The 19,058-nt window shown below is 63.7% G+C and carries 22 protein-coding genes; 16 read left to right on the top strand and 6 right to left on the bottom strand.

What is annotated here, in order from left to right:
• The first annotated feature begins 138 nt into the window (after positions 1-138).
• The 10 genes from NKI54_RS06605 to NKI54_RS06560 all read left to right on the top strand — a co-directional run bounded on the left by NKI54_RS06605 (position 139) and on the right by NKI54_RS06560 (position 10,474).
• On the top strand, positions 139-1,038 hold the full coding sequence (locus NKI54_RS06605; RefSeq protein ID WP_023676806.1) for a LysR family transcriptional regulator: 900 nt from the start codon (positions 139-141) through the stop codon (positions 1,036-1,038).
• A gap of 133 nt (positions 1,039-1,171) precedes the next feature.
• A complete protein-coding gene (locus tag NKI54_RS06600; RefSeq protein WP_023676805.1) occupies positions 1,172-1,651 on the top strand; it encodes a formate dehydrogenase subunit gamma in 480 nt (159 codons plus the stop codon).
• Positions 1,648-3,204: a formate dehydrogenase beta subunit gene (locus NKI54_RS06595; protein ID WP_023676804.1), complete on the top strand. Its 1,557-nt coding sequence runs from the start codon at positions 1,648-1,650 to the stop codon at positions 3,202-3,204. Before NKI54_RS06600 ends, NKI54_RS06595 begins: the two co-directional genes overlap by 4 nt.
• 12 nt (positions 3,205-3,216) lie before the next feature.
• Positions 3,217-6,129 carry a formate dehydrogenase subunit alpha gene (gene fdhF / locus NKI54_RS06590; protein WP_023676803.1) on the top strand — a complete coding sequence of 971 codons (2,913 nt, stop codon included), beginning with the start codon at positions 3,217-3,219 and terminating at the stop codon, positions 6,127-6,129.
• 202 nt (positions 6,130-6,331) lie between these two features.
• Positions 6,332-7,159: a formate dehydrogenase accessory sulfurtransferase FdhD gene (gene fdhD / locus NKI54_RS06585; RefSeq protein WP_502897325.1), complete on the top strand. Its 828-nt coding sequence runs from the start codon at positions 6,332-6,334 to the stop codon at positions 7,157-7,159.
• Positions 7,149-7,457, top strand: a complete 309-nt coding sequence (locus tag NKI54_RS06580; RefSeq protein ID WP_352570237.1) for a formate dehydrogenase subunit delta — start codon at positions 7,149-7,151, stop codon at positions 7,455-7,457. The genes fdhD and NKI54_RS06580 overlap by 11 nt, the downstream gene beginning before the upstream one ends.
• A 106-nt stretch (positions 7,458-7,563) precedes the next feature.
• Entirely contained in the window at positions 7,564-9,117 is a 1,554-nt protein-coding gene (locus NKI54_RS06575; RefSeq protein ID WP_352570236.1) for an alpha/beta fold hydrolase, read from the top strand.
• A 111-nt stretch (positions 9,118-9,228) separates the two neighbouring features.
• Positions 9,229-9,702: a carboxymuconolactone decarboxylase family protein gene (locus NKI54_RS06570; RefSeq protein WP_352448517.1), complete on the top strand. Its 474-nt coding sequence runs from the start codon at positions 9,229-9,231 to the stop codon at positions 9,700-9,702.
• An 85-nt stretch (positions 9,703-9,787) separates the two neighbouring features.
• Positions 9,788-10,150, top strand: a complete 363-nt coding sequence (locus NKI54_RS06565; protein WP_023676394.1) for a nuclear transport factor 2 family protein — start codon at positions 9,788-9,790, stop codon at positions 10,148-10,150.
• 135 nt (positions 10,151-10,285) lie between these two features.
• A complete protein-coding gene (locus NKI54_RS06560; protein WP_352570235.1) occupies positions 10,286-10,474 on the top strand; it encodes a hypothetical protein in 189 nt (62 codons plus the stop codon).
• Positions 10,475-10,575: 101 nt separating this feature from the next.
• On the opposite strand, the gene NKI54_RS06555 is transcribed toward NKI54_RS06560, so the two are convergent.
• Positions 10,576-11,076: an MmcB family DNA repair protein gene (locus NKI54_RS06555; RefSeq protein WP_023676393.1), complete on the bottom strand. Its 501-nt coding sequence runs from the start codon at positions 11,074-11,076 to the stop codon at positions 10,576-10,578.
• A gap of 740 nt (positions 11,077-11,816) precedes the next feature.
• Positions 11,817-12,116 carry a DUF1330 domain-containing protein gene (locus NKI54_RS06550; RefSeq protein WP_352570234.1) on the bottom strand — a complete coding sequence of 100 codons (300 nt, stop codon included), beginning with the start codon at positions 12,114-12,116 and terminating at the stop codon, positions 11,817-11,819.
• A gap of 149 nt (positions 12,117-12,265) precedes the next feature.
• Here NKI54_RS06550 and NKI54_RS06545 point away from each other — a divergent pair, with 149 nt between their 5' ends.
• The 4 genes from NKI54_RS06545 to NKI54_RS06530 all read left to right on the top strand — a co-directional run bounded on the left by NKI54_RS06545 (position 12,266) and on the right by NKI54_RS06530 (position 13,962).
• Positions 12,266-12,592: a GYD domain-containing protein gene (locus NKI54_RS06545; protein ID WP_352476054.1), complete on the top strand. Its 327-nt coding sequence runs from the start codon at positions 12,266-12,268 to the stop codon at positions 12,590-12,592.
• 159 nt (positions 12,593-12,751) lie between these two features.
• A complete protein-coding gene (locus tag NKI54_RS06540; protein ID WP_023676389.1) occupies positions 12,752-12,880 on the top strand; it encodes a hypothetical protein in 129 nt (42 codons plus the stop codon).
• Positions 12,881-13,006: a hypothetical protein gene (locus NKI54_RS06535; protein ID WP_023676388.1), complete on the top strand. Its 126-nt coding sequence runs from the start codon at positions 12,881-12,883 to the stop codon at positions 13,004-13,006.
• A gap of 338 nt (positions 13,007-13,344) precedes the next feature.
• Positions 13,345-13,962, top strand: a complete 618-nt coding sequence (locus NKI54_RS06530; protein ID WP_352591300.1) for a L,D-transpeptidase — start codon at positions 13,345-13,347, stop codon at positions 13,960-13,962.
• A 110-nt stretch (positions 13,963-14,072) separates the two neighbouring features.
• On the opposite strand, the gene NKI54_RS06525 is transcribed toward NKI54_RS06530, so the two are convergent.
• The 3 genes from NKI54_RS06525 to trpS all read right to left on the bottom strand — a co-directional run bounded on the left by NKI54_RS06525 (position 14,073) and on the right by trpS (position 16,451).
• Positions 14,073-14,642 (bottom strand): NifU family protein, encoded by a 570-nt coding sequence (locus NKI54_RS06525; protein ID WP_023676386.1) that lies wholly within the window; start codon positions 14,640-14,642, stop codon positions 14,073-14,075.
• Between the two features lie 138 nt (positions 14,643-14,780).
• The gene (locus tag NKI54_RS06520) at positions 14,781-15,272 is read right to left on the bottom strand and encodes a universal stress protein (RefSeq protein WP_023717912.1); all 492 of its coding nucleotides are present in this window, start codon (positions 15,270-15,272) and stop codon (positions 14,781-14,783) included.
• A 96-nt stretch (positions 15,273-15,368) separates the two neighbouring features.
• The gene (gene trpS / locus NKI54_RS06515; RefSeq protein ID WP_352690993.1) at positions 15,369-16,451 is read right to left on the bottom strand and encodes a tryptophan--tRNA ligase; all 1,083 of its coding nucleotides are present in this window, start codon (positions 16,449-16,451) and stop codon (positions 15,369-15,371) included.
• Positions 16,452-16,817: 366 nt separating this feature from the next.
• Between trpS and NKI54_RS06510 the strand changes: the two genes are divergently transcribed.
• Both NKI54_RS06510 and NKI54_RS06505 read left to right on the top strand, forming a co-directional pair.
• Positions 16,818-17,063 (top strand): type II toxin-antitoxin system VapB family antitoxin, encoded by a 246-nt coding sequence (locus tag NKI54_RS06510; RefSeq protein ID WP_352635847.1) that lies wholly within the window; start codon positions 16,818-16,820, stop codon positions 17,061-17,063.
• On the top strand, positions 17,063-17,467 hold the full coding sequence (locus tag NKI54_RS06505) for a type II toxin-antitoxin system VapC family toxin (RefSeq protein ID WP_352455043.1): 405 nt from the start codon (positions 17,063-17,065) through the stop codon (positions 17,465-17,467). The genes NKI54_RS06510 and NKI54_RS06505 overlap by 1 nt, the downstream gene beginning before the upstream one ends.
• Here NKI54_RS06505 and murJ read toward each other — a convergent pair.
• A complete protein-coding gene (murJ, locus tag NKI54_RS06500) occupies positions 17,442-19,040 on the bottom strand; it encodes a murein biosynthesis integral membrane protein MurJ (RefSeq protein WP_352635849.1) in 1,599 nt (532 codons plus the stop codon). The two genes, NKI54_RS06505 and murJ, sit on opposite strands and share 26 nt — an antisense overlap.
• Positions 19,041-19,058 lie beyond the last annotated feature (18 nt).

The following is a 19,058-nucleotide window of genomic DNA, read 5'->3' as shown; positions in this document are numbered from 1 at the left end:
ATTCCATCGCGGGAAACAGTAAGCCGGCTGAAAGATGTGGATGCGGACGATTTAGACAGGCGGCTTGCGGCCGAAGGCGATTTCCACGACGTTGCGCGCTACAATCGGACACAGCGTCCGTGACAGGCTCCCGACGGCATGATCGATAAGCTGGAATTCTTCATAGCACTTGCCAGGGAAGAACATTTCGGCCGGGCGGCGGAGGTGTGCGGCGTCACCCAACCGACGCTTTCGGCCGGCATCAAGCAGCTGGAAGGCCAGCTCGGCGTGATGCTGGTGCTGCGCGGCTCGCGCTTCCAGGGATTGACGCCGGAAGGCAAGCAGGTGTTGGTGTGGGCGCGCCGCATCGTCGGCGACAGCAGGACCATGCGCGAGGAGATGCGGGCGGCACGCCACGGCCTGTCAGGGCGCATCCGCATCGCCGCGATCCCGACGGCGCTGGCCATGGTGGCGCGACTGACGACGCCGTTTCGGGCAAAGCATCCCGGCGTCACCTTCTCGGTGCTGTCGCGCACCTCGATCGAGGTGCTGTCGCTGCTCGGCAATTTCGACATCGACGCCGGTATCACCTATCTCGACAACGAACCGCTCGGACGCGTCACCAGCGTGCCGCTCTACGACGAGCGCTACCAACTGATCACCGCTGTCGGGAACCCCTATTTCGACCGCGACAAAGTGACATGGGCGGAACTCAGTCAGCTGCCGCTCTGCCTGCTGACGCCCGACATGCAGAACCGCCGCATCATCGACCAGCATCTGGCCGAAGCCGGCGTGCAGGTGCGGCCGACATTGGAATCCAACTCGATGATCGTGCTGTTTTCGCATATCCGCACCGGCAAATGGTCGTCCATCATGCCGCTTAACCTTGCGGAAACGTTCGGCTTTTCCGAGCCGATCCGGGCTATCCCGATCGTCGAGCCGGATGCCAGCCACACCGTCGGGCTGGTGGCGGCACGGCGCGAACCGCACACGCCACTGGTCTCGGCGCTGTTGGACGAGGCAATGGCGCTGGCGGACGATTTCCGCGCCCGCCGCTAGGCTAGACAAGGCTGGTGACCGCGAACGATAGAAAATTTCTATCGAGCAACGGATCGGCTTTATTGATTTAGCGGGTTTCCTCTGATTTCCTAAGCACTTAGCGGAAGACCGCCACGACCAGGGAGGGCGCTGCATGACGATGCAGCCTGCAAGTACCGAGATCGCATCGCGCACCGCGGCGATCATCCACGAGCTGAAAGGCCTCGAAGGCCCGCTGCTGCCGATCCTGCACGGCATCCAGGAAGAGTTCGGTTATGTGCCGCAGGACGCGCTGCCGGTCATCGCCGAGGCGCTGAACATTTCCAGGGCCGAGGTGCACGGCGTCGTGACCTTCTATCACGATTATCGCAGCCAGCCGGCTGGCCGCCATGTGCTGAAGCTCTGCCAGGCGGAAGCCTGCCAGTCGATGGGCTCGGATGCGATTGCCGCCAAGCTCAAATCATTGCTGGGCATCGGTTTCCACGAGACAACCCGCGACGGTTCGGTGACACTGGAGCCGGTCTATTGCCTCGGCCTTTGCGCCTGCTCGCCGTCGGCAATGCTGGATGACGAGGTGATCGGGCGGCTCGACGACGAAAAGCTCAACGAGATCGTTGCCGAGGTGCGCTCATGATCCCGCGTATCTATATTCCCGGCGATTCCGGCGCGCTGGCGCTCGGTGCGGAAAAGGTCGCCAAGGCGGTTCGTGCGGAATTGGCCGAGCGCGGCATCGAGGCCAAGATCGTGCGCAACGGCTCGCGCGGCGCCTATTTCCTCGAGCCGATGGTCGAAGTGGCAACAGCTAATGGCCGCGTCGCCTATGGGCCGGTGAAGCCCTCCGACGTCAAAAGCCTGTTCGACTGCGGCTTCCTCACCGGCGGCCACCACAAGCGCTGGCTGGGCGCACCGGACAAGATCCCGTTCCTTGCCAGGCAGACGCGGCTGACCTTTGCGCGCTGCGGCGTCACCGATCCGCTGTCGCTCGATCACTACAAGGCGCATGGCGGGCTGAAGGGCCTGCAGAATGCAGTGGCGATGACGCCGGCCGAGGTCGTCAAGCAGGTGACCGAGTCCGGGCTGCGCGGTCGCGGCGGCGCCGGCTTCCCGACCGGCATCAAATGGAAAACTGTGCTCGATACGTCGGCCGACCGCAAATACATCGTCTGCAATGCCGATGAAGGCGATTCCGGCACGTTCGCCGACCGCATGATCATGGAAGGCGACCCCTTCGTGCTGATCGAAGGCATGGCGATCGCCGGCATCGCCACCGGCGCGACCAAGGGCTTTATCTATATCCGCTCCGAATATCCGCACGCGGTGGCGGTGATGCAGAAGGCCGTCGAGATCGCCCGCAAGGCCGGCGTGCTCGGCGTCAATGTGCTCGGCTCGGCCAATTCATTCGACATGGAAGTGCGCGTCGGCGCCGGCGCCTATGTTTGCGGCGAGGAAACCGCCCTGCTCGACAGCCTCGAAGGCAAGCGCGGACAGGTGCGGGCCAAGCCGCCGCTGCCGGCGCACAAGGGCCTGTTCGGCAAGCCGACAGTGATCAACAACGTCATCTCGCTGGCCTCGGTGCCGGTGATCATGGACAAGGGCGCTGCCTTCTACAAGGATTTCGGCATGGGCCGTTCGCGCGGCACCATCCCGATCCAGATTGCCGGCAACGTCAAGTATCCCGGTCTCTACGAGGCCGCGTTCGGCATGACGCTGGGTGAGATCGTCGACGATATCGGCGGCGGCACGGCGACCGGGCGTCCGGTCAAGGCGGTACAGGTCGGCGGTCCGCTCGGCGCCTATTTCCCGCGCGCCCTGTTCGACACGCCGTTCGACTACGAAGCGTTTGCGGCCAAGGACGGGCTGATCGGCCATGCCGGCATCGTCGTTTTCGACGACAGCGCCGACATGCTGAAGCAGGCACGCTTCGCCATGGAATTCTGCGCCATCGAGAGCTGCGGCAAGTGCACGCCGTGCCGCATCGGCTCGACGCGCGGTGTCGAGGTGCTGGACCGGCTCTCCCAGAACGTCGAACCGGAAAAGCAGATCGCGCTGGTCACCGACCTTTGCAACACGATGAAGTTCGGCTCGCTTTGCGCTCTCGGCGGCTTCACCCCATATCCAGTGATGAGTGCACTCAACCATTTCCCGGACGACTTTCGGCCGACGCCGGTCGCCGAAGCAGCGGAATAGGAGCGGACAGGTATGAACGCGGCATTCGACATCAAATCGCTGGTCCAGGAAATCGACTACGGCACACCCGCCTCTGAAGCAGAACAAAAGGTAACGCTGACGGTCGACGGCAAGTCGGTGACGGTGCCGGCGGGGACCTCGATCATGCGCGCTTCGATGGAAGCGGGCGTCGAAATCCCGAAACTCTGCGCCACCGACATGCTGGACTCGTTCGGCTCCTGCCGGGTCTGCCTCGTCGAGATCGACGGGCGCGGCGGCACGCCGGCCTCGTGTACGACGCCGGTCGGCGAAGGCATGGTCGTGCATACGCAGAGCGACCGGCTAGACGCCATTCGCCGCGGCGTGATGGAACTCTACGTCTCCGACCATCCTGCGGCGTGGGGCGAGAAGGCCGGCACTGGCGCCAGCGAGTTCGACAAGGTCGTCAGGACGGTCGGCCTGACCGAGAACCGCTATGGCGTGGACGGCCGCAACCACGTCAAGCAGGAAAACGGCGTGGCGCCCGGCCATGGCTCGCTGACCATCGATTACATCGCCCGCGATGAATCGAACCCGTATTTCACCTACGATCCGACGCAGTGCATCGTCTGCTCGCGCTGCGTGCGCGCCTGTGAGGAGGTGCAGGGCACGTTCGCGCTGACCATCGAGGGCCGCGGCTTCGAATCCAGGGTCTCGGCCGGCATGCACGAGGCGTTCGTCGATTCCGAATGCGTGTCGTGCGGGGCCTGCGTGCAGGCCTGCCCGACCGATGCGCTGAGGGAAAAGACCGTGCTGGCGAAGGGCCTGCCCGAGCGCTCGACCGTCACCACCTGCGCCTATTGCGGCGTCGGCTGTTCGTTCAAGGCCGAGGTCAAGGGCGACGAGGTCATCCGCATGATGCCCTACAAGGCAGGCAAGGCCAACCACGGCCACTCCTGCGTCAAGGGCCGCTTCGCCTATGGCTACGCGACGCACAAGGACCGTATCCTGAAACCAATGATCCGCGAGAAGGTCAGCGATCCGTGGCGCGAAGTGTCGTGGGAAGAGGCGCTCACCCATACGGCGAATGAATTCCGCCGCATCCAGTACCAGTACGGCCGCACCTCGATCGGCGGCATCACCTCCTCGCGCTGCACCAACGAGGAGACCTACCTCGTCCAGAAGCTTGTCCGGCAGGGCTTCCGCAACAACAATGTCGATACCTGCGCCCGTGTCTGCCATTCGCCGACCGGCTATGGTCTCGGCCAGACCTTCGGCACCTCCGCCGGCACGCAGGACTTCGATTCGATCGAGCAGACGGACGTGATCCTGCTGATCGGCGCCAATCCGACCGATGCGCATCCGGTGTTCGCCTCGCGCATGAAGAAGCGCATGCGCGAGGGCGCCAAGCTGATCGTGCTCGATCCGCGCCGCACCGACATCGTGCGCTCGGCCCACGTCGAGGCGCAGTTCCATCTGCCGCTGAAGCCGGGCACCAACGTCGCCATGCTGACCGCACTTGCCCATGTCATCGTCACCGAGGGCCTGTTCGACGAGGCCTTCATCCGCGAGCGCTGCGACTGGGACGAGTTCCAGGACTGGGCATCGTTCGTGGCGCTGCCGGAAAATAGCCCGGAAGTGGTCGGCCAGCTTGCAAATGTCGATCCCGACGACATACGCGGCGCGGCGCGGCTCTACGCCCGCGGCGGTAACGGCGCGATCTATTACGGCCTCGGCGTGACCGAGCACAGCCAGGGCTCGACCACCGTCATCGCCATTGCCAACCTCGCCATGGCGACCGGCAATATCGGCCGGCCGGGCGTCGGCGTGAACCCGCTGCGCGGCCAGAACAATGTGCAGGGCTCCTGCGACATGGGCTCGTTCCCGCACGAGCTTCCCGGCTATCGCCACATTTCAGGCGACGCGGTGCGCGCCATCTATGAGAGCCTGTGGGGCGTCAAGCTCGACGACGAGCCCGGCCTGCGCATCCCCAATATGCTGGATGCGGCCGTCGACGGCTCGTTCAAGGGGCTCTATGTGCAGGGCGAGGACATCCTGCAGTCGGACCCCGACACCAAGCATGTCGCCGCCGGTCTCGCCGCGATGGAATGCGTCGTCGTGCACGACCTCTTCCTCAACGAGACGGCCAACTACGCGCATGTGTTCCTGCCCGGCTCGACGTTCCTCGAGAAGGACGGCACCTTCACCAATGCCGAGCGCCGCATCAACATGGTGCGCAAGGTGATGGAGCCGAAATGCGGCTATGCCGACTGGGAAACGACGCAGGAGCTCGCCAAGGCGCTCGGCCTCGGCTGGAACTACACGCATCCGTCCCAGATCATGGACGAGATCGCCAAGACAACACCAAGTTTCGCCGGCGTTTCCTTCGACCTTCTCGACCGGGTGGGCTCGGTGCAGTGGCCCTGCAACGAGAAGTCGCCGGAAGGCACGCCGATCATGCATATCGGCGGCTTCGTGCGCGGCAAGGGCAAGTTCATCCGCACCGAATACGTCGCGACCGACGAAAGGACCGGACCGCGCTTCCCGCTGCTGCTGACCACCGGCCGCATCCTGTCGCAATACAATGTCGGCGCGCAGACCCGGCGCACCGACAATGTGGTCTGGCATAGCGAGGACCGGCTGGAGATCCATCCGCACGATGCCGAAAATCGCGGCCTGCGCGACGGCGACTGGGTGCGGCTGACCAGCCGCTCCGGCGAGACGACGCTGCGCGCGCTGATCACCGAGCGGGTGTCGCCGGGCGTCGTCTATACGACCTTCCACCATCCCGACACCCAGGCTAACGTCATCACCACCGACTTCTCCGACTGGGCGACCAACTGCCCGGAATACAAGGTGACCGCGGTGCAGGTGGGTGCATCCAACGGCCCGTCGGAATGGCAGCGCGACTATGACGAGCAGGCAAAGCAAAGCCGCCGCATCGCCCCGCTGCAAGCAGCGGAGTAGCGGTTTTGGTTTCGTGCCGGAGTACCCCCCTCTGGCCTGCCGGCCATCTCCCCCTCAGGGGGGGAGATTGGATGTCATCTCGACTTTCGCCAATCACCAAAGTCGAAAGGTGCGCCGCGACGCCTGAACTGCCGATCTCCCCCCTTGAGGGGGAGATGCCAAATGATGACAAAGAGGGCAGGCCAGAGGGGGGTGCCGCGTGATGCCCAAACGTCGTGCTGTCACACAGATCAGCCGCCTCGCGCGCCGCGCCGGCGGCACTGCGGCCGCCAACCGCATGGTGCCGGAAGAGACGCCGGTGGCGTTCTCCTTTGCCGGCACCACGCATGCGGTGATGATGGCAAGCCCGGCTGATTTCGAGGATTTCGCGCTCGGCTTCTCGCTGACCGAAGGCATCATTGCCTCGCCGGACGAAATCGAAGCGATCGAGGTCGAGGATCACGGCGCCGGCATCGATATCCAGATCCGGCTGAAGGACCAGGCCAACACCCGCTTCGAAGCGCGGCGGCGCAGGCTGGCTGGGCCGGTCGGCTGCGGGCTGTGCGGCATCGAATCGATCGAGGAGGCGATGCGCTCGGTAAACCCGGTCGGTGCGTCGCAACTTACACTTCAGGCCAATGACATCGTCCGCTCGGTCAAGCTTTTGTCGAAGCTGCAGCCGCTGCACGCCGAGACCGGTGCCGTCCACGCCGCCGGTTTTTACCTCCCCGGCAAGGGCATCGTCATGGCGCGTGAGGATGTCGGCCGCCACAACGCGCTGGACAAGCTGGCTGGCGCGCTGGCCAAAGCCGGTATCGACGGCAGGTCGGGGGCCGTCGTCGTCACGTCGCGCGTTTCGGTCGAGATGGTGCAGAAGACCGCGGCGATCGGCTCGGCCGTCATCATTGCCGTCTCGGCGCCGACCGCACTTGCCATCCGCACCGCGGACGATGCCGGCATGACGCTGGTGGCGCTGGTGCGCGGCGACGATTTCGATATTTTTACCCATCCTGACCGAGTGGTTTCCGGAGTTGCCAAGCATGTCGCATGACGAGGGCCACCTCATGAGCACCAGCGAAAAGCTGGTTCGCATGGCCAACCAGATCGCCGCCTTTTTCCACTCAAAGCCGCGCGAGCAAGGCATTGCCGGCGTCGCCGAGCACATCAACAAGTTCTGGGAGCCGAGGATGCGCCGGCAATTGTTCGAGATGCTGGACAGCGGCGGCGAAGGGTTCAACGAGCTTGTCGTCGCGGCCGCGCCACACATCAAGCGGCCTGGCGCGCCGGAGGGCGCAGGTTTCAGCGCTGGCGGAGCGAACACCGAGACGACCGCCGCGTCACAGAAGTAGGCGCCGCGGGCCCACATTCACGCTCTCTAAAGTTTCATCTGCCGCAAGCTGCGCGCCTCTGCTATGATCGGCGACAAGAATTCGTCGGGTCGGGCGGACAAACCTCGTGAGGCCGATCGAAACTCGATACGCGCTCAGTGGCGACGTGCGGATCGCCTATCAGGTGGTCGGCCAGGGATCGCTCGATCTCGTCTTCGTGCCGGGTTTCATTTCCAATCTCGACCTGCACTGGGGAGACGAGGGCTACACCCGGCTGTTGAAGCGGCTTTCCGCGTTCTCACGGCTGATCCTGTTCGACAAGCGCGGCACCGGTCTGTCCGATCGCGTCGATGCCCACCATCTGCCCAGCCTCGAAACCCGCATGGACGATGTGCGCGCGGTGATGGATGCGACCGGCAGCGGCCGCGCCGCCTTGCTCGGCGCTTCGGAAGGCGCGCCGATGGCAATGCTGTTCGCCGCCACCTACCCGGAGCGGACGCGGGCGCTGGCGCTTTATGGCGGCTATTCGCATTTCCACAAATGGGTGATGCCGCCGGAACGCCTGGAGGCGTTCATCGCGACGGCGGAGACCGCATGGGGCACCGGCGCCACCCTGCCGCATTTCGCACCCGGCCGCGTCGACGATCCGCGTTTCGCCACATGGTGGGCGCGCTTCGAGCGGCTGTCGGCGAGCCCGACCGCGGCAATCGCCCTGGCCCGCATGAATGCAGCTATCGACGTGCGCGGCGTGCTGGCGGCGATCAGCGCACCGACGCTGCTGGTCCATCGCCGCAACGATGCGCGCGTCGACCCGGAGGCCAGCCGCTTCCTGGCAAGGAAGATCCCGAATTCGCGGCTGGTCGAGGTGCCCGGGCGCGATCACCCGATCTGGACCGGCGATGTCGACCGGGTGGCCGATCTGATCGAGGAGTTCCTGACCGGAGCGCGCGCCGTTGCCGAGGCCGAGCGCGTGCTGGCTGCACTGCTGGTCACCCGGATCTACGACACGGCGCGGCTTGGCGACCGCATGTGGAGCGAGCGCAGCCAGCGTTTTCAGGAAACATGGCGGCTGCTGGTCGGGCGCCATGGCGGCCGCCCGGCCGGCACGAATGGCGAGCTGATGATGGCGCGCTTCGACGGCCCGGCGCGGGCCGTACGCTGTGCGGCGGCGCTGCGCGATGCGGCGCAGGAGATCGGCGTCGCCAGCGCGCAGGGCGTGCATGTCGGCGAGGTCGAGTTGCGTGGGCCGCCGACGGGGTTGACGGCGCGCGTGACGATGCAGCTTGCCGCGCATGCCGGGCGCGGCGACATCCTCGCTTCGCGGCTGGTCGCCGACCTCGCCGCCGGTTCAGGCCTTCATTTCAATGACGCCGGGCGCATCGCGCTTGACGAGCTGGATGAGCCGCTGGCGCTGGTGCAGGCGACCTCGGAACAGCATCTGGAGCCGGCCTGCCGGCCGAAGGCCAAGGCTACCGAGCCGGCCGCACTGACGGCACGCGAAAGCGAGGTGGTGAACCTCATCGCCGATGGCAAGAGCAATGCCGCGATCGCCGCCGAACTCGGGCTGAGCGAACACACCGTCAAGCGCCACGTAGCCAATATTCTGCTCAAGCTGGACCTGCCGTCGCGGGCGGCGGCGGCGGCGTTCTCGGCCCGGCACGCTGGCCCGCACGGGCCATAGGAGCCATGGCGCTTTCGGGCGAAGCGGCCGGGCATGCGTAAGCGCTATCACTTCGTCCCATGCAGGCCAGGCGGATGTCGCCGGGAAAGGCGCTGCGAAGGGAGGAATAAAATGCTGAAGTCGACACTCAAATCACTGGTGCTGGCGGCAGGCGTTGGCGCGCTGTTGGCGATCGTTCCTGCCAAGGCCGAAGACGCCTCGGCGACGGCTGCCTACAAGGACATCCAGGCAACGCTCGGCTCGGTACCGGACATGTTCAAGACGCTGCCGGACGTCGCCGTTGCCGGCGCCTGGGCCGAGATCAAGGGCGTGCAGCTCAACCCAAACACCGCGCTCGACGGCAAGACCAAGGAATTGATGGGCCTCGCCGTCGCCTCGCAGATCCCCTGCCAGTACTGCATCTATTTCCACACGCAGGCGGCCAAGCTCAATGGCGCCAGCGACGAGGAGATCAAGGAGGCGGTGGCGATGGCGGCGATCGTGCGCCACTGGTCGACGATGCTCAACGGCAGCCAGGTCGATCTCGCCACTTTCAAGAAGCAGTCCGACGAGGTGTTCGCGGCCGTCAAGGCGAAGTCGCAGTGAAGAAGCCACTGCCCGGCGGCGAGCGCCGGGCAGTGCCTGATCAAGCAACCACCCGATCCGAGAAGACGGGCCTATGGAGGAAAAATTGCCGACCAAGACACAGACGATAGACGGCGCTGCGATCAAGAAGGCGATTGAGGGCCGTGATGGAAAATTGCTGGCGAGCTTCTATGCCGACGACGCATTGGTGCGGGTGATCGACCGCAACAACCCGCCGAGCAAGCCGCGCGAAATCCGCGGGCGCGCTGCGATCACCACGTTCTGGGACGACATCTGCAGCCGGGCGATGACCCACAAGGTCGACACCACCATCGCCGACGGCAACAATCTCGCCTTCACCCAGGCCTGCGCCTATCCGGACGGGACCAAGGTGTTCTGCGCGGCGATGCTGGAGCTGAAGAACGGCCTGATCGTGCGGCAGACCGTCGTGCAGGCATGGGACGAGTGAGGCGGCGGCGATGTTCAGTGCCAGGTGGCAGATCGACGCCAAGTTCGGCCACAAGCAGACCGTGCTCGAACTATTAAAGAATGAGAACGCGAGATCGGCTCGCAGGTCGGCCTCGACGACCTCAAGTTCCAGATCATGACCGAATCGAACGGCGCGCGGGAAGCGACGGTCGGGTCACATCACCAGGTCGAAAGCCTCGCCCAATTGGAGGCGTTCTTCGCCAGGATCGCCAAGATCGACGCGCACGCCAAATGGGGCAAGGAGATGGAGCCCTATGTCGTGTCGGGCACCAGCCTGTGGAACATCTACCGCATCGTGGAATAGCAGTCCGGCTTACTCCCTTCTCCCCGTCACTTACGGGGAGAAGGTGGCGGCAGCCGGATGAGGGGCAGCGCGACGTCTATAATTACGGAGAGCGCAAACCTCTATTCGCTCTCGCCGTCCAGCGCGGGCACCGACACGCCGGCAAGCTCCGCCGCCAGCAGCCGCGACGCACCGGCGCGTGCGATCCTCAGCATCAGCGCCTTGCGCGTTGCCGCCGCCATGCGGTGCTCGGGCGCATCGCGCAAAATCTCGGCGCCGTAACCGTCGGAGAGAATGAAGCCGCACTCCTGCGGAAAAATTTCCTGGGGTACGCCGGGATGGGTGGCGAAGAAGAACCGGTCGGAATGCAGCCGGTAGTCCGGCCATTTGCGGTCGACCCTGAAATCCTCGATCGAGGATTTGATCTCGATGATCCAGATGTCGCCCTGGCGGGTCAGCGCAACCAGGTCGGCCCGCCGGCCGGTGGCCAGCGACAGTTCGGGCAAGACATGCGCGCCCATCTGCCTGAGCAGCCGCTGCACGCCGCGCCTGACCAGCATGGCGCGCTCCGACTGGCGGCCGTCGATGAGCGGATTGAGGGGTAGAGGTGAGATGATCGGCATTACCGCACCATGCCAGATTTTGTTCACGGTTTGAACCCGGTCGCGGCGATTATCTGGCTGACAAACCTAATCTGCAAAATACTGTGGAGCGGGCGCTACAAGGCCCGCCCTTCCACAAGGCGGGCCGCTCGCGTTATGAATGCGTTTCCTACTGGTGAGGGGAGCTATGTTTTCGCGAGGCGTCGCGGTTGATCTAATATTCACCGCTGCAGGCCCGATAGTGGTCGCAGCATAATCAAAAAGGTGGCGAAGCATGGTTACTGAGAATGCAAGTTTGACGGTCGAGCAGACTAGGCTCAATAGGATGCTCACGCGGGGCGTCGTATTTTCCGTCATTTGGCTCGCCGGTTTCGGGTCTTCTTATGCACTCTACCAGGGGCTTCTGGCGCGACGGATGATAAAAATGAATCCCGTGCTTCGGGGAAATGGCCGCGCCTGGTGGTGCATCATTGTGGGAGGGCTTGGGGCCGCAGCCTTATGTGCGATAGTTGGCGCCGGCATTTTCAATGCCATGACACAACCCTAGGTCACGCTGCAACACCGCCTGCCGATCTGGTGTTGGGTCATATTGATTTGTAGGTCCCGTCAATGAGTGCTTCCGGCGTCATCCTCCCATCATTGGCCGTCATTTCCCGCCCGCAAGTTTAAAGCTTGCTGATTCATATCAGAATGCTCCTGTCCCGTCGCCGGGCCGCACCAGATATGGCAACTCAGATTTGCCATTGTCATCGACCCGGCCCTCAGCTAATCGGCATCATCCCTTCCAGGGCAATAATTCTCGTCTTTGCGCAGCGTTCGCGGATGGCTTTGAGGCGGCTGTATTCTGGAGAGTCGTACCATGCCAGGAGGGACGCCATGTCCGGGAATTCGACAATGACGAGGCGATGAGGTTCCCAATCGCCCTCCAGAACTTTGGTGGCTCCGCCGCGAGCGATGTACCTCCCCCCATAGCGGGCTTCGGTTGCCGGCACATCCCGGCGGTATTCCTCGAAAACGGCGGCGTCGGTTATGTCTACATCAGCAATGAGATATGCGGCCATTGACCTTACTCCCTGAAAAAAACATTGAAACAGGTCTATTAGCGGCCCCGCAACTAAGCCAGCGGTACTACGCCTCGGAAACGACTCGCGTTCTCCCGGATTGGGGCGCTTAACTGTCTTGGTGGGGGCAGCTCTGGGAGAGACGAACCATGCCGATGTATCTCACGCGATTCAGCTACAGGCCCGAAACCTGGGCGCGCTTGATGGATAATCCCGAGGATAGACGCGAGGCTGCCCGTTCCTACATCGAGTCGGTCGGCGGAAAGCTGCACGGGTTCTGGTATGCCTTCGGAGAGTACGATGGCTGGAACCTATGGGAGGCGCCGGACAACGTGTCGATGGCATCCGTCATGCTCGCCATCGGTGCGGGAGGCGCGCTCAGCTCTTACGAGACCACCGTGCTGCTAAGTGTCGAAGAGACGATGGAAGCCCTTGGGAAAGCCAAGTCGATCCGGTATCGCCCACCGGGATCGTGACCGCCGCCCGCGCTTTGCGGAGTGTCGAAGGCTGGTAACGCTTGCTCGCGAACTGCGCACGTTCCTAAACTTTTGCGCAAAAGAGTCCACTGCGGCTCTTGGCAGCGCCGGCAGCTTGCGCTTTCAATGTCGGCTACGGTGTTTTACGAGGAGCATTAGATGACGGAAGATGACGACCGGAAATCAGCGACGCCGGAGGAAATCCGCCCGGCCATCAGAGGATGGGCGGTGCTTGGGGCAATTATCGTTGCCGTGTTTGGTGCGGCCTACGTCATGATCGATAGTTGAATGGCCGACGGTCCTGGTCGCCCCGATGGACTGCCTGAAACGATCGGCACGGTCCTGGGTGCATTGGTGGTGATCGGCACGTTCGGGCTTCTGGCTTGGACCGTGCTTCGCGGCGTCCTTTATTAAACCCGGCCCGTCTGGACTTTCTCCTGCAGCGGCCGCGTCTCAGTCCGATCTCCTCGCAGCAACGGATGGTCTTGGCCGCAGGCCAGAGCGCCGGGCAGCGTCACCGACATTCATGGGTGATTTCTTCGTCTCCTGGTTCTTGTTCTTGGCCCATTGATTTTGCAACATAATCCTGCGGGGGCTGTTGCCGAAATGCCATAGTCGCAGGTTTACCAGCACACAAGTCCAAGGATATAGGCATCGCCCGCTTGGCAAGCAAAGCAAATGCCAGCATGAATGAAGATGAAAAAAGCGGCCGACTCGAGCCGCTGTTGTTTGGGCAGGCATCGGACCTTTTCATGCGCATGAAGTCACTTGCAATCGTCGCGGCCCTGGCGCTGTCGACGGCTGTCGCCGGTTGCAGCACCATCGGCTCGCAGATCTTCACCAACAACTACGGCGCGGTGACCGACGCCGGCTATCACCTGCCGCGCGTTCCGATCGAAAAGGTGCCGTTCAAATACCGCCGGCAGATCGTCGACTACGACACCAAGGAAAAGCCGGGCACCATTATCGTCGATACGCAGAACAAGTTCCTCTATTTCGTCATGGGCGACGGCGAAGCGATGCGCTACGGCATCGGCGTCGGCCGTGAGGGTTTCGAATGGCACGGCACCGCCCATATCGCGCTGAAGCGCGAATGGCCGACCTGGACACCGCCTTCGCAGATGATCAAGCGCCAGCCGGAGTTGGCCAAGTTTGCCGGTGGCATGGACCCGGGGTTGAAGAACCCGCTCGGCGCGCGCGCCATGTACCTGTTCAACAAGGGCGGCGACATGGGTTATCGCCTGCATGGCAGCCCGGAATGGAATTCGATCGGCAAGGCGATGTCGTCGGGCTGCATCCGGCTGATGAACCAGGACATTATCGACCTCTACGACCGCACCTCGGTCGGCGCCAAGGTCATCGTGATATAAGACCCTTATACGCGGACCGTCTAGGCAACAACACAGACGTCGCAAACAGAAAACCGGGCACTTTGGCCCGGTTTTTTGTTGTCTATCGATGTTGACGATGGAACGGTGCGTCAGGAGACCTGTTCGACGTGCTGCACTTCCGGCACAAAGTGCCGGAGCAGGTTCTGGATGCCGTGCTTCAGCGTCGCGGTCGACGACGGGCAGCCGGCGCAGGCGCCCTTCATGTGCAGGAACACGGTGCCGTTCTCGAAGCCGCGGAAGGTGATGTCGCCGCCGTCCTGGGCCACCGCCGGGCGCACCCGCGTGTCGAGCAGCTCCTTGATGGTGACGACCAACTCCTCGTCGGCCTTGTCGTAGAATTCGCCGGTCTGGCTGGTCTCGGCGGCGGGGCCGGCCTTGGCCATCACCGGGGCGCCGGACATGAAATGCTCCATGATGGCGCCGAGGATAGCCGGCTTCAGATGCTGCCAGTCGGGGCCGTCCTTGGTCACGGTGATGAAATCATAGCCGAAGAAGACGCCGGTGACGCCGGGGATTTCGAACAGCCGGCCGGCGAGCGGCGAAGCCGTCGCGGCGCTATCGGCATCGCGGAAATCGGCGGTGCCTTCTTGCAGCACTTCCTTGCCGGGCAGGAATTTCAGCGTCGCCGGGTTTGGCGTCGACTCGGTCTGGATGAACATGGCCGTCTCCGTGCCCGTTTCGGGCAGCTAGTTTGGAATAATTCTAATTAGGCTTTATCCGCCCGACATTCAAGCGAAAGGCATCGTCGGCGGAAGCGGCAGGCGGAATGTTTTACCCCTGCCTTGAGCGAGGCGCGCTCAGGCGAGGCTGTCGATCTCTTCGTCCGACAGGTTCTGCGGCACCACCGTGACCGGAATCGGAAAGGCGGCGCCCTTGCCGGCGACCGCGCCGACCAGCGGCCCAGGCCCTTCCTTGCCGGCGCCTGCCGCCAGCACCAGGATGGCGATGTCCTGGTCTTCCTCGATCAGCTTGTGGATCTCTTCGGTCGGCTTGCCTTCGCGCACCACCAGTTCCGGCTCGATGCCGAGCTTCTGGCGCACCTTGTTGGCGTAGCTGTCGAGTGCCGCACGCGCCGTGGCGGTCGCCTCCTCGCGCATGATCTTCTCGACGCCCAGCCAGTGCTGGAAATCATCCGGCTCGATGACATAGAGCAGCACCAGTACGCCGCCCGTGCTTTGCGCCCGCTTCGAGGCGTAGGCGACGGCGCGCTCGCATTCTGGCGTATCGTCGATGATCGCCAGGAACTTGCGACGATGACCGGCTTCGCGGCTGAGGCGTTTGGAGACCATATTCACCCTGTTCGATGGTTTCGGTTCGCAATCTGCCACCGCCACAGCCCGCCCGCAAGCGACCGGCGGCTGTGGCGACAGGGCGCCGCTCTAAGGTCAGCCTTGCAGCAGGCCGATAATGTCGCGCACGGTCTTCATCGTCGCTTCGGCCAATGTGCCGGCACGCTCGCCGCCATCCCGCAGCACCGCGTCGACATAGGCGCGGTCAGCGGAGATGCGGCGCATCTCGCCGGCGATCGGCGCCAGCTTTTCCACGGCAAGATCGGCCAGCGCCGGCTTGAACACCGAAAACTGGTGGCCGCCGAACTCTTTCAGCACGGCCTCTTTCGAGATTTCGGCGAGGCCGGCATAGATGCCGACGAGGTTTTCCGCTTCCGGCCGACCGGCAAGCCCGTCCAGTTCGCCGGGCAAAGCCTCCGGGTCGGTCTTGGCCTTGCGGATCTTCTTCGAGATGGCATCGGCATCATCGGTCAGATTGATGCGCGACAGGTCCGACGGGTCGGACTTCGACATCTTCTTCGAACCATCGCGCAGCGACATGATGCGCGCCGCCGGGCCGCCGATGACCGGCTCGGTCAGTGGGAAATAGCCGTTCACCGTCTCTTCGCCGACCTGCATCTCGACGCCGACACCAAGCGCCGCGATGCGGTCTGAAAAGTCGTTGTTGAATTTCTGCGCAATGTCGCGGGTCAGCTCCAGATGCTGCTTCTGGTCGTCGCCGACCGGCACGTGGGTGGCGCGGTAGACAAGGATGTCGGCGGCCATCAGGGAGGGATAGGCAAGCAGGCCGAGCGAGGCGTTCTCGCGGTCCTTGCCGGCCTTGTCCTTGAACTGCGTCATGCGGTTCATCCAACCGATGCGCGCCACGCAGTTGAAGATCCAGGCAAGCTCGGCGTGCTGCATCACCCGCGACTGGTTGAAGACGATGTGCTTGGTCGGGTCGATGCCGGAGGCGAGAAACGCCGCGGTGATCGAACGCGTCTGGTCCTGAAGGTCCTCATAGACGAGCTGCGCGGTCAGCGAATGCAGGTCGACGACGCAATAGATGCAGTCGGAAGTGTCCTGCAGGGCGACGAATTTCTTGATGGCGCCGAGATAATTGCCGAGATGCAGATTGCCGGTTGGCTGGACGCCGGAAAACACGAGCGGCTTGAAGGCGGGCTGGTTGAGGTCGGTCATAGTGTTTCCCTGGCTTGTGGAGGGCCGTTTCGCGCGCGGCGAAAGTCTTGCGACGGCGCGCTTATGGACGAGAGCGAGGAGGCGATCAAGAGGGGTATTGACTGGGCGCGCAGGCTTTGGCGTCGGCCGAGCAAGACGCCGCAGGAGGCTGTTTGAAGGGGATGACGCCGACCAGAAACAAAAACCCGCCTTGCGGCGGGTCTTCGGCGCCAATGAGCACCCATACCGAAGTTACTAGCATAGCTGCCGGCACAAAGCAAGAACAAAATAGCTCGCCTCGGCAATCGCTTCGATTTGGCTTAGGGCCACATTGACGGACTGATGTAGATAGCTACATAGTATTTGCTACACAGCGGAAGCAAAACAATGACGATCAACATCAACAACAAGGAAGCGGACAGCCTGACGCGGGCTTTTGCCAGGCTTGAGGGTGTCGGGATCACCGAGGCAATCGTGATCGCCATGCGCGAAGCCTTGGAGCGCCGGCGCAATCGCGAGACGCCGCTGGAGACGGCGGCACGGCTCCGGGCCGAGTTCGGTATTGAGCTGAGCGAGCAGGCGCGCAAGCCGCTGCCGCGCGCGGTCTACGACGAATTGTCCGGCGAAGACTGATGTTCATCGATGCAGCCGCTATCGTTGCAATACTGAGCAACGAGACCGAAGCCCCGCGCTGCGCGCAGGCGGTCATGAAGGCGTCGGCTCCGTTCACGTCGGCTATCGCGGTTTGGGAAGCCGCGATGGCGCTTTCGCGATCGGAAAAGCTAGCCGTACCGGTCGCCACAAGCTTCAAGATAGTCAGCCGTTTTCTCGAAGAGCGTGGAATCACCTTGCGGGAACTTCCGCCTCCCTCTGACGCAGCATCTCTGTCAGTCGAGGCTGCGTCGCGGTTTCGCAACAACGCTGGCCGCCTCAACATGGCCGACTGTTTCCACTACGCCTGCGCGCGCTACTACGCCGTTCCGATGCTTTCGACGGCGGACGAATTCCGTTTCACGGATCTGGAGACTGTTGCTTGACTGGTTGGGAGCCCTTGCGCCCGATATTGCGGCGGATCATGCCGAAATCGGCGCCGCCGATGGCGAAGGCGGTGATGAAGTAGAGCAGCGCCCCGCCGGCGACGAGCGCTAGCAGCGTTACCGCCTTGATCACCAGCGGCGAGCCGGAGGCGAGCCTTGCGGCGAACCAATGCTCGGCAAAATAGAGCGCCGCGGCCATCACCGCCGCCGACAGCACCAGCCGCGGGATGCGTTTCATGAGCGGCACGTCGCGGCCCCAATGGCCGCGCCGGATCAGCACGGCGAGCAGCATCGCCGCATTGACCCAGCCGGCGACGGCCGAGGCAACCGCAATGCCGGGCGCGCCCATCGTCGGAAACAGCGTCAGCGCCGTCGTAATGTTAACCGCCACCGAGATGGCGGCAAAAATCATTGGCGTGCGCGTGTCCTCGCGGGCGAAATAGCCTGGGGTGAACGCCTTGATCAGCACGAAGGCCGGCAGGCCGAGGCCGAAGATCGCCAGGATTGCCGCGACCGTCGGCGTCGAATTGTTGGCGGCAAAGGCGCCGCGCTCATAGACCAGCCGCACGATCGGCTCGGACATAACCAGCAGCGCGGCCGCCGCCGGCAAGGTCATGAAAAGGGTAAACTCGACCGAGCGGTTCTGCAGATTGGCGGCCTCGACCAGATTGCCTGATTTCAGTGCCCGCGACAGTTCCGGCAAAAGCACGATGGCGACGGCGACGCCGACGACGCCCAGCGGCAGCTGGTAGACGCGGTCGGCATAGGCCAGCGACGACACCGCGCTGTCCTGCGCCGATGCGATCGCCGTGCCGATCAGCTGGTTGATCTGGGTGATGCCGCCGGTGATCGCCGCCGGCAGCGCCAGGATCAGCAGCCGCTTGACGTTCGGCGTCATCTTCGGCCGCCGGAAGCCGATCGAAATGCCGGCATGGCGCACCGCCGCCCAGACGATCGCCAGCTGCACCAGGCCGGCCGCCAGCACGCCCCAGGCCAGGCCGAAACCAACGGTGCCGGCGTCCGAACCCTTGTACCAGGCATAGGCAAGCACGGCGATAAGGATGACGTTGAGGAACACCGGCGCCACCGCAGCGGCGAAATAGCGGCGCAGCGAATTCAGCATCCCGGCCATCATGGCGCCGAGCGACATGCAGATCAGGTAGGGGAACATGACGGTCGCCAGCGCCACCGTCGTCTCGAATTTTCCCGGCGTGTCGGCAAAGCCCGGCGCCACCAGGTAGCGCACGATCAGCGGCATCGCCAGTTCCATGGCGATGGTCAGCGCCAGAAGCGCCGTGAACAAGACGCCGAACACCTCTTCGGAAAAGCGCTTGGCGCCGTCGGTGCCGTGTGTCTCGATCTCCTTGGCGAACAGCGGCACGAAGGCGGCATTGAAGGCGCCTTCGGCGAACAGCCGGCGAAAGGTGTTGGGAAACTGGAAGGCGGCGTTGAAGGCGTCGGCGATCGGCCCGGTGCCGAGTGCGGCAGCCATCAGCATCTCGCGGCCGAAACCGAGGGCGCGGCTCATCAGCGTGCCGGAAGCGACCGTGGCGAATTTCTTGACAAGGCTCATGCGCTTGAAGACTGCCTG

Source organism: Mesorhizobium sp. M0663, assembly GCF_040320585.1.
Classification (GTDB): Bacteria; Pseudomonadota; Alphaproteobacteria; order Rhizobiales; family Rhizobiaceae; genus Mesorhizobium.
Note: the sequence above shows the minus strand (reverse complement) of the source record. Positions and strands in the feature narration are given on the sequence as shown.

Excerpts from the sequence above, each read along its gene's own strand:
- NKI54_RS06605 (WP_023676806.1), top strand. The coding sequence starts at position 139 with ATGATCGATAAGCTGGAATTCTTCATAGCACTTGCCAGGGAAGAACAT.
- NKI54_RS06600 (WP_023676805.1), top strand. The coding sequence starts at position 1,172 with ATGACGATGCAGCCTGCAAGTACCGAGATCGCATCGCGCACCGCGGCG.
- NKI54_RS06595 (WP_023676804.1), top strand. The coding sequence starts at position 1,648 with ATGATCCCGCGTATCTATATTCCCGGCGATTCCGGCGCGCTGGCGCTC.
- fdhF (WP_023676803.1), top strand. The coding sequence starts at position 3,217 with ATGAACGCGGCATTCGACATCAAATCGCTGGTCCAGGAAATCGACTAC.
- fdhD (WP_502897325.1), top strand. The coding sequence starts at position 6,332 with ATGCCCAAACGTCGTGCTGTCACACAGATCAGCCGCCTCGCGCGCCGC.
- NKI54_RS06580 (WP_352570237.1), top strand. The coding sequence starts at position 7,149 with ATGTCGCATGACGAGGGCCACCTCATGAGCACCAGCGAAAAGCTGGTT.
- NKI54_RS06570 (WP_352448517.1), top strand. The coding sequence starts at position 9,229 with ATGCTGAAGTCGACACTCAAATCACTGGTGCTGGCGGCAGGCGTTGGC.
- NKI54_RS06560 (WP_352570235.1), top strand. The coding sequence starts at position 10,286 with ATGACCGAATCGAACGGCGCGCGGGAAGCGACGGTCGGGTCACATCAC.
- NKI54_RS06555 (WP_023676393.1), bottom strand. The coding sequence starts at position 11,076 with ATGCCGATCATCTCACCTCTACCCCTCAATCCGCTCATCGACGGCCGC.
- NKI54_RS06550 (WP_352570234.1), bottom strand. The coding sequence starts at position 12,116 with ATGGCCGCATATCTCATTGCTGATGTAGACATAACCGACGCCGCCGTT.
- NKI54_RS06545 (WP_352476054.1), top strand. The coding sequence starts at position 12,266 with ATGCCGATGTATCTCACGCGATTCAGCTACAGGCCCGAAACCTGGGCG.
- NKI54_RS06540 (WP_023676389.1), top strand. The coding sequence starts at position 12,752 with ATGACGGAAGATGACGACCGGAAATCAGCGACGCCGGAGGAAATCCGC.
- NKI54_RS06535 (WP_023676388.1), top strand. The coding sequence starts at position 12,881 with ATGGCCGACGGTCCTGGTCGCCCCGATGGACTGCCTGAAACGATCGGC.
- NKI54_RS06530 (WP_352591300.1), top strand. The coding sequence starts at position 13,345 with ATGCGCATGAAGTCACTTGCAATCGTCGCGGCCCTGGCGCTGTCGACG.
- NKI54_RS06525 (WP_023676386.1), bottom strand. The coding sequence starts at position 14,642 with ATGTTCATCCAGACCGAGTCGACGCCAAACCCGGCGACGCTGAAATTC.
- NKI54_RS06520 (WP_023717912.1), bottom strand. The coding sequence starts at position 15,272 with ATGGTCTCCAAACGCCTCAGCCGCGAAGCCGGTCATCGTCGCAAGTTC.
- trpS (WP_352690993.1), bottom strand. The coding sequence starts at position 16,451 with ATGACCGACCTCAACCAGCCCGCCTTCAAGCCGCTCGTGTTTTCCGGC.
- NKI54_RS06510 (WP_352635847.1), top strand. The coding sequence starts at position 16,818 with ATGACGATCAACATCAACAACAAGGAAGCGGACAGCCTGACGCGGGCT.
- NKI54_RS06505 (WP_352455043.1), top strand. The coding sequence starts at position 17,063 with ATGTTCATCGATGCAGCCGCTATCGTTGCAATACTGAGCAACGAGACC.
- murJ (WP_352635849.1), bottom strand. The coding sequence starts at position 19,040 with ATGAGCCTTGTCAAGAAATTCGCCACGGTCGCTTCCGGCACGCTGATG.